11 protein-coding genes and 1 tRNA gene are annotated in these 14935 nt (G+C 63.2%); 7 read left to right on the top strand and 5 right to left on the bottom strand.

The window, feature by feature from the left end; all coding sequences use genetic code 11:
* Positions 1-164: 164 nt before the first annotated feature.
* On the bottom strand, positions 165-839 hold the full coding sequence (locus BMY84_RS07140; protein ID WP_093082374.1) for a DUF6891 domain-containing protein: 675 nt from the start codon (positions 837-839) through the stop codon (positions 165-167).
* Between the two features lie 189 nt (positions 840-1028).
* On the opposite strand from BMY84_RS07140, the gene BMY84_RS07135 reads away from it, so the two are divergent.
* Together BMY84_RS07135 and BMY84_RS07130 are read left to right on the top strand one after the other, a co-directional pair.
* On the top strand, positions 1029-1541 hold the full coding sequence (locus BMY84_RS07135) for an Ivy family c-type lysozyme inhibitor (protein ID WP_093082372.1): 513 nt from the start codon (positions 1029-1031) through the stop codon (positions 1539-1541).
* A gap of 53 nt (positions 1542-1594) precedes the next feature.
* A complete protein-coding gene (locus tag BMY84_RS07130) occupies positions 1595-3439 on the top strand; it encodes an ABCB family ABC transporter ATP-binding protein/permease (protein WP_093082369.1) in 1845 nt (614 codons plus the stop codon).
* 8 nt (positions 3440-3447) lie between these two features.
* Here the strand turns inward: BMY84_RS07130 and BMY84_RS07125 are convergent, their stop codons facing one another.
* The 3 genes from BMY84_RS07125 to BMY84_RS07115 form a co-directional block, all read right to left on the bottom strand.
* Positions 3448-4068, bottom strand: a complete 621-nt coding sequence (locus BMY84_RS07125) for a hypothetical protein (RefSeq protein WP_177203932.1) — start codon at positions 4066-4068, stop codon at positions 3448-3450.
* A 61-nt stretch (positions 4069-4129) separates the two neighbouring features.
* Positions 4130-4531, bottom strand: a complete 402-nt coding sequence (locus BMY84_RS07120; RefSeq protein ID WP_093021280.1) for an acyl-CoA thioesterase — start codon at positions 4529-4531, stop codon at positions 4130-4132.
* Positions 4531-6591 (bottom strand): S9 family peptidase, encoded by a 2061-nt coding sequence (locus BMY84_RS07115; protein ID WP_093082366.1) that lies wholly within the window; start codon positions 6589-6591, stop codon positions 4531-4533. Before BMY84_RS07115 ends, BMY84_RS07120 begins: the two co-directional genes overlap by 1 nt.
* Positions 6592-6701: 110 nt before the next feature.
* Here BMY84_RS07115 and BMY84_RS07110 point away from each other — a divergent pair, with 110 nt between their 5' ends.
* The 5 genes from BMY84_RS07110 (at position 6702) to BMY84_RS07085 (ending at position 13040) form a co-directional block, all read left to right on the top strand.
* On the top strand, positions 6702-8483 hold the full coding sequence (locus BMY84_RS07110) for an aminopeptidase P family protein (protein WP_093082364.1): 1782 nt from the start codon (positions 6702-6704) through the stop codon (positions 8481-8483).
* Between the two features lie 262 nt (positions 8484-8745).
* A tRNA-Thr gene (locus tag BMY84_RS07105) sits at positions 8746-8820 on the top strand.
* 253 nt (positions 8821-9073) lie between these two features.
* Positions 9074-9472, top strand: a complete 399-nt coding sequence (locus BMY84_RS07100) for a hypothetical protein (protein ID WP_093082361.1) — start codon at positions 9074-9076, stop codon at positions 9470-9472.
* Positions 9473-9696: 224 nt separating this feature from the next.
* Positions 9697-10854 (top strand): PepSY-associated TM helix domain-containing protein, encoded by a 1158-nt coding sequence (locus BMY84_RS07090; protein ID WP_093082356.1) that lies wholly within the window; start codon positions 9697-9699, stop codon positions 10852-10854.
* Positions 10854-13040 carry a TonB-dependent receptor gene (locus BMY84_RS07085; RefSeq protein ID WP_093082354.1) on the top strand — a complete coding sequence of 729 codons (2187 nt, stop codon included), beginning with the start codon at positions 10854-10856 and terminating at the stop codon, positions 13038-13040. Before BMY84_RS07090 ends, BMY84_RS07085 begins: the two co-directional genes overlap by 1 nt.
* A 77-nt stretch (positions 13041-13117) precedes the next feature.
* On the opposite strand, the gene BMY84_RS07080 is transcribed toward BMY84_RS07085, so the two are convergent.
* Positions 13118-14929 carry a M14 family metallopeptidase gene (locus tag BMY84_RS07080; protein WP_093082352.1) on the bottom strand — a complete coding sequence of 604 codons (1812 nt, stop codon included), beginning with the start codon at positions 14927-14929 and terminating at the stop codon, positions 13118-13120.
* Between the last annotated feature and the right edge of the window lie 6 nt (positions 14930-14935).

The following is a 14935-nucleotide window of genomic DNA, read 5'->3' as shown; positions in this document are numbered from 1 at the left end:
GGCGTCACAGGCGCGTGGCGGATCGGCCCGGTGGCGCGTGACAGGCGCAAATATGGTGCGCGACAGGCGCGTTATGGACGCAAAGGTGGCGCGTTTGCCCCAAAAAAGCCGACGACGGTGTGAACTTCGGCCAGTCCTATTTATAGCAGTCCTATTTTACGGCCTCAACCTTCCAGCTTCACCAGCGCCCGCCTTTTCTTCCACACCAGCGCCACGCCGATCCGCTGACCCAGACTGCCGTCCCACTCGATCGCCAGCCCCTCTGCCTCCAGCGCGGCGACAATAAGATGGCCGATCGCGATCGCCGCGGACTCGCCTTCCTCGCACGCGCCATAGCTCAGATACAGGCCATGTCCCTCGACCGCGGCTTCCGTGTCCTGCATGTGAAAAAAGGCATAGCCCTGCGCGACCATGCCATCCTTGCGCGCTTCCTCGACCTCGTCCCAGATTTCGGACGCGCCACAGGTGCCGCAACAGGTGAAATTCTGCCGGGCGATCACGCCCTCGGCCTCCAGCGCGTCAAAGGCGGCGTCCAGCCGGTCGCAATCGGTGATCTCGTCCCACCCTTCCTCCGCGGCACGATGATGGGCCAGCGCCGCACGCAATGCTGCCGATGCCTCCACCCGCAACAGCGGCCGGGGCAATTCTTCCTCGAACACGTCGTTCGCGTTGGTCAGGATGGCGTCGTCGTCATAGAAACCACCGGCGACGTCGCGCCGCACCAGATCGCGCAGCGCCTCCACCGGATCATAGCTTTGGGTGATGGGCTGCTCTGTCCTGTCTGCCTCCGTGCCGAAATTTCGCGATCCGAAAATCCGATTCCACAAAGCTGCGAACATGCGTCTGCTTCTCCTGCGATGGACCTACCATGCCGCGCGATACGGCAAAGGGGAAGGGGGCATCTTCATCCTGCGTCTCAATGGACAGGATATGGGATCGGCCTGCCCGATTTCCTACAGCCAGTCTTGCCTCACTCACAGGAACGCTCCACCCTGCGCCCCGTCCAGCCCATAGTAAAAGGATCGCCCATGGCTGCCCCCATTCGCCTGCTGATGCTGATCGCGCCGCTCGCCCTTGCCGCCTGCTCGGGGGGAGAGAAGAAGGAAGAGGCGCCGAAAACCGCCAATGTCACGGCGGAAACACCCGCCCCCGCCAATATCGCGACCCCGGCGCCGTCCGCAGACTTCGCCCGCTATGTCGGCCATTATCCCTTTGACAAGGTGGACGGGCATAGCTGGCATGACGATCCGGCCGTGGCGGAGGCGGTGGATGCCGCCGTGGCCGATGCGCAGGTCCGCAAATGGGTGCGCGAGGGGGAAGGGCCTGCCACCCCGATCGCACTGGTCGATGGCAAGGTCGCGTCCTGGGCCTGCGAAACCCATAATTGCGGCCCGCACCAATGGATCACGCTGATCGATCCCAAGAGCGGCACGGCGGAAATCTGCTATTATGACGAGGAAGTGGCCGCCGATAAGGTCCGCTGGTTCATCGCCGGCAAGGAGGAGCAGCGCCCCGGCCAATGCCCGCAGGTGGAGGGGTGATCCCACGCCCGCCATCCTTGGCATATCGCGCGCCCGCGCCTAGATAGGCGCCAATGCCCCCCGACACAGCCTCCTCCTCGCCGGTCCCGCCGATCTGGGCGACCTTCCGCCGCTTCCTGCCCTATCTCTGGCCGGCGGATGCCCCTGCGCTGCGCCGCCGGGTTGTCGTCGCCATGGCGCTGGTGCTGCTGGCCAAGCTGGTCACGCTCGTCATGCCCTTCGCCTACAAGGCGGCGATTGACCGCATGGCGCCGGGTCTGGAGCCCGCTGCCGGCCTCGCCATGGCGCTGGTGGTGGCCTATGCAGGCGCGCGGTTCGGCGGGGTGCTGTTCGACAATTTGCGCAACGCCGTCTTCGAAAAAGTGGGGCAGGAAGCCGGCCGGCGTCTGGCCGATGATGTCTTCGTCCACCTCCACCGCCTGTCGCTGCGCTTCCATCTCGACCGGCGGACCGGCGCCGTGACCAAGATTGTGGAGCGCGGCACCAAGAGCATCGACAACATGCTCTATTTCCTGCTGTTCAACATCGCTCCGACGATCATCGAGCTGGTCGCCGTCTGCGCTATCTTCCTGGTGAAGTTCGGCCCCGGCCTCGTCACCGCGACGGTCGTGATGGTGGCGCTCTATATCTGGTTTACCCGCACCGTCACCGAATGGCGCAATCAGCTGCGCCGCGACATGGTCGACATGGATACCAATGCCGTCGCCCATGCCGTCGACAGCCTGCTGAACTTCGAGACGGTCAAATATTTCGGCGCCGAAGCGCGGGAGGCACAGCGCTATGGCGCGGCCATGCGCCGCTATGCGCAGGCTGCTGTGAAGAGCGAGAATGGCCTCGCCTGGCTCAATATCGGCCAGTCGCTGATCACTAACCTGATGATGGCCGGCGCCATGGCCTACAGTGTATGGGGCTGGAGCCGGGGGATATTCTCGACCGGTGACGTGGTGCTGGTGAATACATTGCTGTCGCAGCTGTTTCGGCCGCTCGACCTGCTCGGCATGGTCTATCGCACCATCCGGCAGGGCCTGATCGATATGGAGGCGATGTATCAACTCATCGACACCCAGGCCGAAGTCGCCGATGCCCCCGGCGCACCGGCGCTGCACGTGTCGGGCGGAGAGGTCCGTTTCGACCATGTCCGTTTCGGCTATGATCCCGAGCGGGAGATTCTCCACGGCGTCAGCTTCACCGTCCCGGCCGGCAGGACGCTCGCCATCGTCGGCCCGTCCGGCGCGGGCAAATCGACCATCGCCCGCATTCTCTTCCGCTTCTACGACATTCAGGGTGGACAGGTGACGATCGACGGGCAGGACATAGCCGCCGTGACGCAGGCTTCGCTGCGCGCCGCGATCGGCATCGTGCCGCAGGACATGGTCCTCTTCAATGACACGGTCGGCTATAATATCGGCTATGGCCGGGAAGGCGCGACGCAGGAAGAGATAGAGGCGGCGGCCAAGGCGGCGTCGATACACGACTTCATTCTGGATCTGCCCAAGGGCTATGCCACCCGCGTCGGCGAGCGGGGCCTGAAGCTCTCGGGCGGCGAAAAACAGCGTGTCGCCATCGCCCGCACCCTGCTGAAAGACCCGCCCGTGCTGGTGCTGGACGAAGCGACCAGCGCGCTCGACAGCCGCACCGAAACCGAAATCCAGACCGTGCTGCGCGACATCAGCCGGAAATGCACCACGCTGGTCGTCGCCCACCGCCTGTCGACCGTGGTCGATGCGGACGAGATCATCGTGCTGGACAAGGGCATGATCGTGGAACGCGGCCGCCATGCCGACCTGGTCCGCGCCGACGGCCTCTACGCCACCATGTGGGCGCGCCAGGCCGCCGAACGCGAAACCATGCCCGGCGAACCGGGCATAGAGGATATATTCGAAGTGGTGGAACGCTAGGCGCGCCTTCAATTCTGCGTCGTGACCGTGGTAGTGGTCTGTTCGGCAGAGGCGGTGCGCGGGGCGGTCGTCGTGGTCTTGCGGACGACCTTGCGCTTGGGCGTGGTGCGGGCGGCGCTGGCGGTCTTGACCGTTTCGGTGGTCACCGTGGTCGTGGCCGGGCGGGAAGCCGCCGCTGCGGCCGCATTGCGGGCGGCCTGCGCATCCATGGCGGCGGACGTGGCGGCCTGTTCTGCGGCGTCGGCACGGGCGTTGGCGGCATTGGCTTCAGCCTGTGCATCCACGGTAGCCTGCGCCTGCATGCGGGCATCGACATTGGCCTGCTGCTGATTCTCGCCGATCATCGTGTCGGCAAATTGCTGCGCTTCGACAGCGGATTTGATGGCGGCCTGTTCCTTGCCGCTCTTGTAACTTTCCTGCGCCAGTCGCAGCGAAGCCTGCGCCTTGGCCAGCAGTTCCGGCGCGGCGCCTTCATTGGGCAGTCGCTGCGCGGCATTGATCTTGCCCTGCGCCTGCGCGATCGCGGCAAGGGCGCGTTCCTCGTCTCCCGCAAATGCCGGGCTGGCGGTCAGGGCAAGAGCCGAAGCGGCAAGCAGGCCGCCCATGGTAGACTTGAAGATGTTCTTCATGTTTCTCTCCATCCTTGTTGATGATGGCGGTAGAAACGGGCATCTTTGTCTGGTGGTTCCTTTATCTGGCGTTCAGGAAAGGGGCGGCGACCTCTGCCGGCACCCGCATCAATCGGCCGCTTTCCTTGTCGATCATGGCCCAGGTCGATTTTGCGGCGACTTTCACCTTGCCGTCCGGTCCGGTAAATTCGATGAAGCGGTCGAACCGCGCGCCGCGTGGACCTTCGGGAATCCATGTCCGCCCGCTGACGACATCGCCTTCGACCACATTGCCGCGATAATCGACCTCATGCCGGGTCACGACCCAGATATAGGCGTCGACATGGGCCGGATCGGCGTCGGTCATCCAGTGCTCGACCGACAATTGCTCCATCCATTGCACCCACACCGCATTGTTCACATGGCCCAGCACATCGATATGCTGGGCCTGCGCGATGAATTGCTTGGTGAAGCTCGACGCCATCAGCCTTCGACCCCCAGTTGCCACAGGATGAAAGCAAATTCTTCCGCCGTCTCGTGCAGGCTTTCGAACCGCCCCGACTTGCCGCCATGGCCCGCGCCCATATTGGTCTTGAGCAGCAGGATATTGCTGTCGGTCTTGGTCGCGCGCAGCTTCGCCACCCATTTGGCCGGTTCCCAATAGGTGACGCGCGGATCATTCAGGCCCGCCGTCACCATCAGCGGCGGATAATCCTGTGCGCTGACATGGGTATAGGGATCATAGGACTGGATCGTCTTGAACGCGGCCTCATCCTCGATCGGATTGCCCCATTCGGGCCATTCGCCCGGCGTCAGCGGCAACGTCTCGTCCAGCATGGTGTTGAGCACGTCGACGAACGGCACATGCGCCACCACCGCGCCCCACAGATCGGGATCGGAGTTGATCACCGCGCCCATCAGCTCGCCGCCAGCCGATCCGCCCGAAATGCTGATCTTGCCCTTGGCCGAATAGCCCAGTTCGATCAGTCCCTTCGCCACATCGACGAAATCGGTGAAGGTATTGACCCGCTTGTCCAGCTTGCCGTCCAGATACCATTGCTGGCCCAGATCGTCGCCGCCGCGAATATGGGCGATGGCGAAGGCGAAGCCGCGATCCAGCAGCGACAGGCGGCTGGTCGAAAAGCCCGGCTCCATCGCCAAGCCATAGGCACCATAGCCATAAAGGTGCAGCGGCGCGCCGCCGTCGCGGGGGAAATCCCTCGGGTAGACGATCGACACCGGAATCTGCGTGCCGTCGCGCGCCGCGATCATCAGCCGCTCGGCCGCATAGCCCGCCGCGTCATAGCCCGACGGGATTTCCTGAACCTTCAGCACCTCCAGTTCACCCGTCTCCAGATGATAGTCATAGATGGTGTCAGGCGTGACCATCGATTCATAGCCAATGCGCAGCTTCGTCACGTCATATTCGGGATTGTCGTCCAGCGACGCCGAATAGCTGGCTTCAGGGAAGGCGATGCGCTTCGCCGAATGCGTCGCATAGTCACGCAGTTCGATCTGGTCGAGGCCGTCCTGCCGTCCTTCGGTGACGTAAAAGCCTTTGAACAGGGTGAAATCGGTCAGGTAGAAATGCGCGTCGGCCGCTATCACCTCTTCCCACTGGTCGGGCGCGTCCAGCGTCGCCTTCACCAGCCGGAAATTGGGATGGCTGTCGTTGGTCTTGATATAGAGCGTGCCCTCATGCTCATCGACATCATATTCGCGGCCGGGCTTGCGCGCCGCGACCAGCACAGGCGCCGCAGTCGGATTATCGGCCGGGATCAGCCAGGCTTCGCTGGTCACATGGTCGCCGGTCGCGATGACGATCCATTTTTCCGAGGAGGTCAGGCCGATCGAAACACGGAACCCTTCGTCATCCTCGTGGAACAATTCGACATCGCTATCAACGCTCTGCCCCAGCCAGTGCAGCCGCGCATTGTCCGTCCGCCAATTCTCATTGGCCAGCCCATAGAGCAGCCCCTTTGAATCGCTGGTCCACACCAGTGAAGACAGGGTGTCGGGAATGACTTCCGGCAATATTTCGCCCGAAAACAGATCCTTGACCCGCGCTTCGAACCGTTCCGATCCGTTGGTGTCGATCGCATAGGCCAGATAGCGGCCATCGGGGCTGACCGACATGGCGCCCAGCCGGAAATACTCATGCCCCTCTGCCAACGCCGGTTCGTCCAGCATCAGCTGGTCGTCGCCACCTACCACCGGCTTGCGATACCATTTGCGATATTGCGCGCCGGTTTCGAACGCGCGCCAGTAGATATAGTCGCCATCCTTCTGCGGAACCGACTGGTCATCCTCCTTGATGCGCCCCTTCATCTCCTGAAACAGCGTGTCGAGCAAAGGCTTGTGCGGGGCCATCGCGCCCTCGAACCAGCCATTCTCCGCCTCCAAATAGGCCAGCACATCCTTGTCCTTGACGTCAGGATAGCCCGGATCGCGCAGCCATGCATAAGGATCGTCCACCGTGATCCCGTGATGCGTGAAGCTGTGGGGACGACGTTGGGCGACAGGCGGCTGCATTTGATCGGTCATTAAATATCCATGGTCCAGACGGGGGCTGCGCTGGAATAAGCGCGCCGGCCCCTCTATGTTGTCGGCATTATGGCCAACGCAAGAGGCCGGAATGATCCAAGGGAAGTTCGATGTCCAGTTATGAAGATCGCCTGAAGGCCCTGCGTGCCCAGTTGGTACGCCAGAAGCTGGATGGCTTCGTGGTCCCCCTGACCGACGAGCATATGAGCGAATATGTCGGCGCCTATGCCCAGCGGCTCGCCTGGTTGACCGGATTTCAGGGATCGGCGGGCAGCGCCGTGGTCCTGCCGGAGGAGGCCGCGATCTTCGTCGATGGCCGTTATACGCTCCAGGTGCGCGAACAGGTGGATGGCGCGCACTGGCAATATGAAAGCGTGCCGCAGACCTCGATCGCCGCCTGGCTGAAGGATCATGCCGGGCAGGGCGCGCGCATCGGCTATGATCCCTGGCTCCACACCCGCGCCTGGGTCCGTCAGGCGACTGATGCACTGGCGGACAGGGGCGCGGAACTGGTCGCGGTCGATACCAATCCGGTCGATGCCGTCTGGCCCGATCGCCCGGCGCCCAGCGATGCCAAGCTGGTCGTGCATGACGATCGCTTCGCCGGCCAGTCCGCCGCCGAGAAACGCGCCGCCATGGCCGACTGGCTGACGGAGAAGAAGGCCGACGCCGTCGTCCTTTCTGCCCTCGATTCGATCGCATGGACCTTCAACGTGCGCGGCAAGGATGTGGAGCGCACCCCGGTCGCGCTCGCTTATGCCATCGTCCATGCCGATGCGACGGCCGACCTCTATGTCGCCCCGGAGAAGATGGACGAAGCCGTCGCCCAGCATCTGGGCAATGCGGTGCGGGTGCATGACGGTGTGAACTTCGCCGCCGCGCTGGAGGATTTTGCCGGCAAGACCGTGGTGGCCGACCCCGAACGGGCGGTCGCAGCGATCTTCAACGGGCTTGACGAAGGCGGCGCGACCATCCTGTCGCTGCGCGATCCCGCCGTCCTGCCCAAGGCGATCAAGAACGCCACCGAAATCGCCGGCCACAAGGCGGCGCAGGCGCGCGATGGCGCGGCACTCAGCCGTTTCCTCAACTGGATCGCGGTCGAAGCGCCGAAGGGCAACCTCACCGAACTTTCCGCCTCCGACCGGCTGGAGGCGTTCCGCAAGGACACTGGTCTGCTCGAAGACCTGTCTTTCGACACAATCAGCGGCGCTGGGCCGAACGGCGCGGTCGTCCATTATCGGGCGGAGGAAAAGACGAATCGCCCGATCGAACTGAACAGCCTCTATCTGGTCGATTCGGGTGGCCAGTATCGTGACGGCACCACCGACGTCACCCGCACCATCGCCATCGGCACGCCGACCGAGGAAATGAAGCGCCGCTTCACGCTGGTCCTCAAGGGGCATATTGCCCTCGCCTGCGCCGTCTTCCCCAAGGGCACGCGCGGCGGCCAGCTCGATGCGCTCGCCCGCCAATATCTCTGGGCCGAAGGGCTGGATTATGCGCATGGCACAGGCCACGGCGTTGGCAGCTTCCTGTCTGTGCATGAAGGGCCGCAACGGATCGCGACCTTCGGCGGCGGCGATGAACCGCTGGCGGCCGGCATGATCCTCTCGAACGAGCCGGGCTATTACAAGACCGGCGAATATGGCATCCGCATCGAGAATCTGGTGCTGGTCGAGGAACGCGCCATTCCCGATGCAGAAAAGCCGATGCTGGGCTTCGAAACGCTGACCTTCGCCCCGATCGATCGTGCTGTCATCGCCACCGAAATACTAAGCGAGGCGGAACGCGCCTGGCTCGACGCCTATCATGCTGCGGTGCTGGACCTGATCGGCCCGCAACTGGAGGGCGACGCGCTAGCTTGGCTCAAGGCGGCCTGTGCGCCGCTCTGACGAATCAGTCTTGTGATTCGCCGACGGGAGGGGGCGGTGCCGTACCCTCCCGTGTCGCTTCCCGGCTCTGGGCCTTCCGCCGCCGCAGATTGTCCCGCAAGGCTTGCGCCAGCCGTGCTTTTTTCTCGTCCTGTGTTTCAGCCATGCACAGCGCATAAGCAAAATGCATGATCGGCTGCAACCCGCCTTGACATCGGATCAACGGGCGGCCATAGGCCCGGCCTCCGAAGCGCAGACAGCGCTAAGGCGATGAAAATAGAGTGCTGCCGTAGCTCAGTGGTAGAGCGCATCCTTGGTAAGGCTGAGGTCGTGAGTTCAATCCTCACCGGCAGCACCATTTTCTCTCTCAATGATCCAAGCTTATCATGAATGCTTCCGGCGTAGTGCAGGCCTGTAAGGGTCGGTATGCCTGAGCGGATCGGTTTTCGATCCTGGCTAAGTATAGAATTGTCGCGGCAGTTCGACCGATGTTCCCGGTTTTTTCAACTGACCATGATGGCAATTGCTCAAACCTTTCCATCGCGATAGTCCATGCTGTTAGGACATCATGTCACATCGACATGAGCCAAAGCCGGGTTAGTTGCTGACATATGGGTGGCGGGATTAGACAATCGCAGGCAGGCCGGGGGCTTTTTGCTCTTCTTGTCCTGTGTGCGCTGGCGATCCGCATTGCCGTCCCCACCGGCTTCATGCCGACGCAGAGCATCCACGGCATCGTCATTTCGCTCTGTACCGGTCAGGGCGCCGTCAGGGCCGTGCTTCCCGTGGAAAAGGGCACCGAGCCGACGGACCATGAAAAATCCAAGGGCGGCGAATGCATGTTCGCCGCAGGATTGGGCGGCGGTTTGCTGGCAACGACCGCCACGATCATCGCAGCCGTGCCGGCCATGGCTGCACCGCTGGTTTCAAGCCGTGCGATAGCCGATCTCACGGTCCATCGACTGGCGGCTCCGCCACCGCCTTCACAAGGTCCTCCCGCGCGCGCCTGACCGGGCCGCGCGGCGAACAGCTTCATCCTCGTTCGCCATACTCCGCGCATGCCGCGTGCATGCGTCACACCGCTTGCCCACTGGGAAACGCGGTTCAAGGCGAACGAGATTCTCATGCATGCTCAACAGAAGGTGTCCCGCGCCTTCGCGCGGAGGCTGATCGCTCTGTGGATGGCGATCGGGATAACCGGGGCCATCTTTAACGGCACGGGCATCCCCTTGCCATGACATCGCGGTCGCGCGCGGTCGCGCGTCATGTCCATCTGTGGCTCGGCCTGTCGCTCGGCCTGCTGTTCGTGCTGCTCGGCATCACGGGATCGGCGCTGGTCTTCTATCAGGAGATCGATGCCGTGCTGCATCCCGAAATCAGCGTCAGCGACAGCAGGCCCGCGCCCGGATGGTCCAGCCCGGTGTGGGACCGCGCCCTGACGACCATCCGTCGCCAATGGCCGGACGAGGCCGGGCAATGGCGGTTCGAAGCGAAGGATGAAGCGGGACCGATTGCCGCACGCTATTATCCGTCCGGTCCACCCGCCAGCCATATGGCGAAGCGCTGGATGGTCTGGCTGTCACCGGACGGCACGCACATCCTCCGCCATGATGGCTGGGGCGATTATGCCATGAGCTGGATCTACGAACTGCACATGGATCTGCTGTCCGACGAGGTCGGGCACAAGATCGTGGGCTGGTCGGGCCTCCTCATCCTTCTGCTTATGGGCACGGGGCTGGTAGCGTGGTGGCCGAGGGGAGGCTGGCGCAAGGCGCTGCGTTTCAAGCAGGGTGCCTCCACAATTCGCCGCCTGCATGACATCCACAAGCTGGCCGGGCTGTGGAGCCTGATCCTGCTGATTCTGTTCGCCGTCACCGGCTTCATGCTGGCCCTGCCCAAAGAGAGCAACTGGGTGCTCGAACGGACGGTCGCGCCGGTCGATGCCGTGCCGGTGCCGAAATCGCCCGTGCGGGAGGGGAGGCCGATCACCATCGCCACCGCGCTTGCCAACGGGCACCGCGCTTTGCCGGAGGCGCGGCTTGCCTGGATCGAAATGCCCGCGCGGGGCAACGGCATTATCAAGCTGCGCGTGCAGGTGCCTGGCGATCCCAGCCGGCGCTTCCCCCACAGCTACATCTATATCGACGCATATTCTGGCGCCGTACTCGGCCTCCTGGATGCGCGCCGGGGCAGCGCATCGACCATGATCAACAACTGGCTGCACCCGCTGCACGACGCATCGGTCGGTGGCCTTGCTACCCGCATTCTCGCCTTCTTCGTCGGCCTTGTTCCGGCCGTCCTGTTCATCACCGGCCTGCTGCGCTGGCGCAAACGTCGCGTCCATCAGGCGAAAGCCATCCAAAAACACAAGCTTCAGGGAGTATGTCCATAATGCGCATTTCCATTCTCGCGCTCGCCGTCAGCCTGATCGCAACGCCTGCTTTTGCGGATGAGGCCGATCGGGGCGACGCGATCATCGTCACCGGGCAGCGCGATCAGCTCAAGCTCGACCAGAAGAGCGATACCGGCAGCCGCCTTGGTCTGTCGATCATGGAAACGCCCGCCAGCGTCGAGACATTGAATCAGGCGGACATGCAGTTCCGGGGCCTGCGCACCGCGCGGGAGGCCTTTGCCGATGTGCCGGGCGCAATTGCTGGAAATGTGCCGGGCAATCCGGCGGTGATCACGATGCGCGGCTTTGCCGGCAATGTCGTGTCCATCCTTCAGGACGGCGTACGCATCTCCTCCTCCACCGTCGTCCAGCGTGACACCAACACATGGCATTTCGACCGGATAGAGGTGATCAAGGGGCCAGCCTCCGTCCTGTTCGGCGAAGGCGCGCTGGGCGGCGTGGTCAACAAGGTGACGCGCAAGCCGCAATTTGACGGCAATCATATGGACGCGCTGTTGAGCTATGGCAGCTTCGATACGCTGATGGCTGCGGGTGGCGTCAACTACCAGCTGTCGGACACGGTCGCGGTGCGGGCCGATGCCAGCATCCTGCGGTCCGACAGCCTTTATGATGTGGACGATAATGAGACCCGGTCGAGCGGTCTGACCGCCAGCCTGTTGTTCAAACCATCCGATGACCTTTCGATCCTGATCGCGGTCGACCATTATAATGATCGCTATGACAGCAGCTATCAGGGCGCGCTGCTGATCCCGGCCGCCTATGCCCGCGATCCCAGCGATGCGGTGCGGTCCAGCAGCGGGCTGGTGGTCGACAAGGCGATGCGAAAGCGCAACTATACGCCGCAAGGGGGCTATTCCGGCGCGGACGAGACCACGATCCGGTCGCGCATCGACTGGAAACTGGGCGGCGGCTGGGCGCTGGGCACGGACCTGATGTGGTACAGCGCCGATCGCGCCTTCCTCAACAACGGCACCCGTAGTTTCATCGCGCCGACCAGCGCCTTCCCCAATGGCAGCATCCAGCGCGGGCTGACGGCTTTCTACCATGACCATGAATATTGGAATGGCCGCATCGCCCTGTCGAACGACAGTGTGATCGGCGACCTGCGCAATCGCTTCACGCTGGGCGCGGAATATAATCATACCGATTTTGCCAGCCTGCGCGAAACCAGCACCACCAGCCTTGTGTCCAGCGTCGATCCCTTCGATCCGGTCGTCGGCACTTTTCCGACCGATGAGTCTCTCTACCGGTCGCAGAATGTCAATTTCGATTCCCGGCTGAACACTGTTTCGGTCTTTGCCGAGGATGCGCTCAACCTGACGCCGCGCTGGCTGATAGTCGCGGGCGCGCGCTTCGACCATATGGATCTCAAACGCCGCGTCACCGACTATCTGACGACGCCCAATGCCGTGACCAACGCCAATCCCGTCTACAAGCCCTTTTCCTGGCGGGTGGGCAGCAGCTATGCGGTCACGCCAGACCTGACCCTTTATGGCCAATATACAACGGCCGTCTCCCCGGTGTCGTCGATCCTGCTTCAGTCAATCGCGAACACCCGCTTCAAACTGACCAAGGGGCACAGCTATGAGGCGGGGTTCAAACTAGCTGCCCTTGCCAAGCGGCTGACGGTGACGGGTGCGGCCTATCGCATCGTCCAGAACGATATATTGACCCGCGATCCGACCAACCCGCTCCAGACCGTGCAGGGTGGCACCCAATCGTCGCAGGGCGTGGAACTGAGCCTGGGCTGGGCATTGACCGATGATTTGTCGATGGGCAGCAGTTTCAGCTATAGCGATGCCCAATATGACGAACTGATCGAGGCGGGCGGCATCGACCGCAGCGGCAACCGGCCGATCAACGTCCCGTCGACAACGGCGGCCATGAATGCGGCCTATCACCTGCCCGGCACGCCGATCACCGTCTCCGGTTTCGCGCGTCATGTTTCGGGCTTTTATACCGATACGGCGAACAGCATCTTCGTGAAGGGGCGCACCACCTTCGATGCGGCCATCGCCTGGGCGATTACGGACGGCGCGACGCTGACGTTGCGGGGACGCAATCTGACCGATGCCTTCTACGGCGAATATTCAGGCTATAATGCGACCGATATCTATATCGGCGCGCCGCGCAGCTTCGAAGTTTCGCTCGCTACGCATTTCTGATCCCGCAGGGGCACCCTGTGCATCGCACAGGGTGCCCCTGCGGATGATAGCAACTGAACCACCTTGATTTTGACAGCTTATCGGCTCTCCCGTCTGACCGGGTAGATATGATGATAGGGACCGCGATCGGGCAGCCGGGCCGACAGCCAGTCGAGCCGCGCGTCGCCATCCGCGGCGAAGGCAGCGTCGGCGGCCAGTTTTGCTCCAAATTCCTGCCGAAGCTGCGGATCGGCGGCGAGCAAAGCCTCCGCGATTGGCGCACGCACGAAATCTTCTGCGCCTGACGGTGCAGCGAGAATTTCGGGGAAGAAGCCCCAAGCGAGGAAACTGTCCTGACTTTCCGGCTCCAGCAACGCCGCCGCCAGCAAGCCCAGCGGCTGATCGGCAGGCACGCGCACCGTGCCGGCAGGCAGCGTTTCGGTCACCTCCTGATGCAGCAGCTTCGTGTCCAGCGGGATGCGTGCGTCGCGTACCGACAGGAACTTTGGATCGACCAGCCGAACGCGGTCGAGCATCAGGGTGCGTGGGGCGTCCAACACCTCATAACGGATGCCGTGCAGCGTCAGTCGGTCGATCACATCGGCCTGCCCTGCCGGTATCCACCATGCCTTGGGCAGGCGCACCGTTTCGACTGGTTCCTGGCCGATGATCGGCATCCGCCAGTCGACCGGCCGGCCCAGCCATTTCTGCTCCATGCGCCCACTCGCAGGCGAGACATAGGTGTCGAAGGCGATGCCCTTGAACTGTTCGACCCAGCCGATCGGCTGCGCGGCGGGCTTCCAGCGGGTCAGCATTTCGGTGGGGCGCGATGCCCGGTCGCTGGCCTTGGCGCTGGCGATCTGTGCGGCATCCTGCCCGGCCAGCTTCAGCGCCGCCTCCAGCAGCACATAGGTGCCCAGCACCCGCTGGCGATAAGGCTTCATCATATGGTTTTCGACCAGTACGGTCGGCACGCCGATGAAATCACCATAGCCGGTCGAATAGCGCGGCCCTTCGGGCGCCTGACGGATGCCTTTGGTCGGCTCTCGCGTGTCAATCGGACTGGGATAGATGGTGGGAACATGTCCGGCCTTTTCCAGCGCCGCCGTCACGCTTGGCCCAAAGCGGCCCTGCAACCAGTCGGCGGTGGCGCGATGATAGGCGTAGCGGCCCCAGCCGGCATAGGTGAAGCTGATATCATATTGCATGTCGAAGCCGTCGCTGACATGGCAATCGACATAGAGGATCGGGTCGAGTCGGCGCAGCAGGCCGATCATCGCCCGGCTTTCGGGCGCATCCGCTTTGGAATAGTCGCGGTTCAGGTTGATGTTGCGGCTGTTGCCGACATAGCCCTTTTCCGCCGGGCCGCGCAGTGCCGGGAAGTTCCAGCGGCTCATCTTCTCATGCCCGTCGATATTATAGACCGGCACAAAGACCAGATCGACCTTGTCGAGCAGCCCGTCCTTGCCACGCAGCGCGATGTCGCGCAGCAGCATCAGACCGGCATCCTTGCCGTCAATCTCGCCCGCATGGATACCGGCCTGCACCAGTACGACAGGCTTGCCCGCCCCGCCCTTGCTAGCGCGGACGAGCAGCATGTCGCGCCCTTCGCCCGTGCGGCCGAAGGTTTCGAGGCTGATGAGAGGCGACGCAGCGTCCAGCCGCTTCAGCCATGCAGCCACCTCGTCATAGCGCGGTGTGGTGACGAATCCGGCCTGTTCGGCGGGCGTGATCCAGGGATCATCCTTGTCGACGACCAGTTTCTCGCTGGCACCGGACCAGGGCAGAGCCGGCGGCAGCACCGACGCGGGCAGCCCCGGCAGCGGCGTCTGGGTCGGTTGTTGCGCGAGGGCGGTGCCAGCAACGCACAGGGCCGCAGCGCCCAGAAGGCGCGAGATCATCTTGCTCATGTCTCT

The sequence above is a fragment of the Sphingobium sp. AP50 genome (assembly GCF_900109095.1).
In the GTDB taxonomy this organism is placed as follows: domain Bacteria; phylum Pseudomonadota; class Alphaproteobacteria; order Sphingomonadales; family Sphingomonadaceae; genus Sphingobium.
This window is presented reverse-complemented; position numbering and strand designations above follow the sequence as displayed.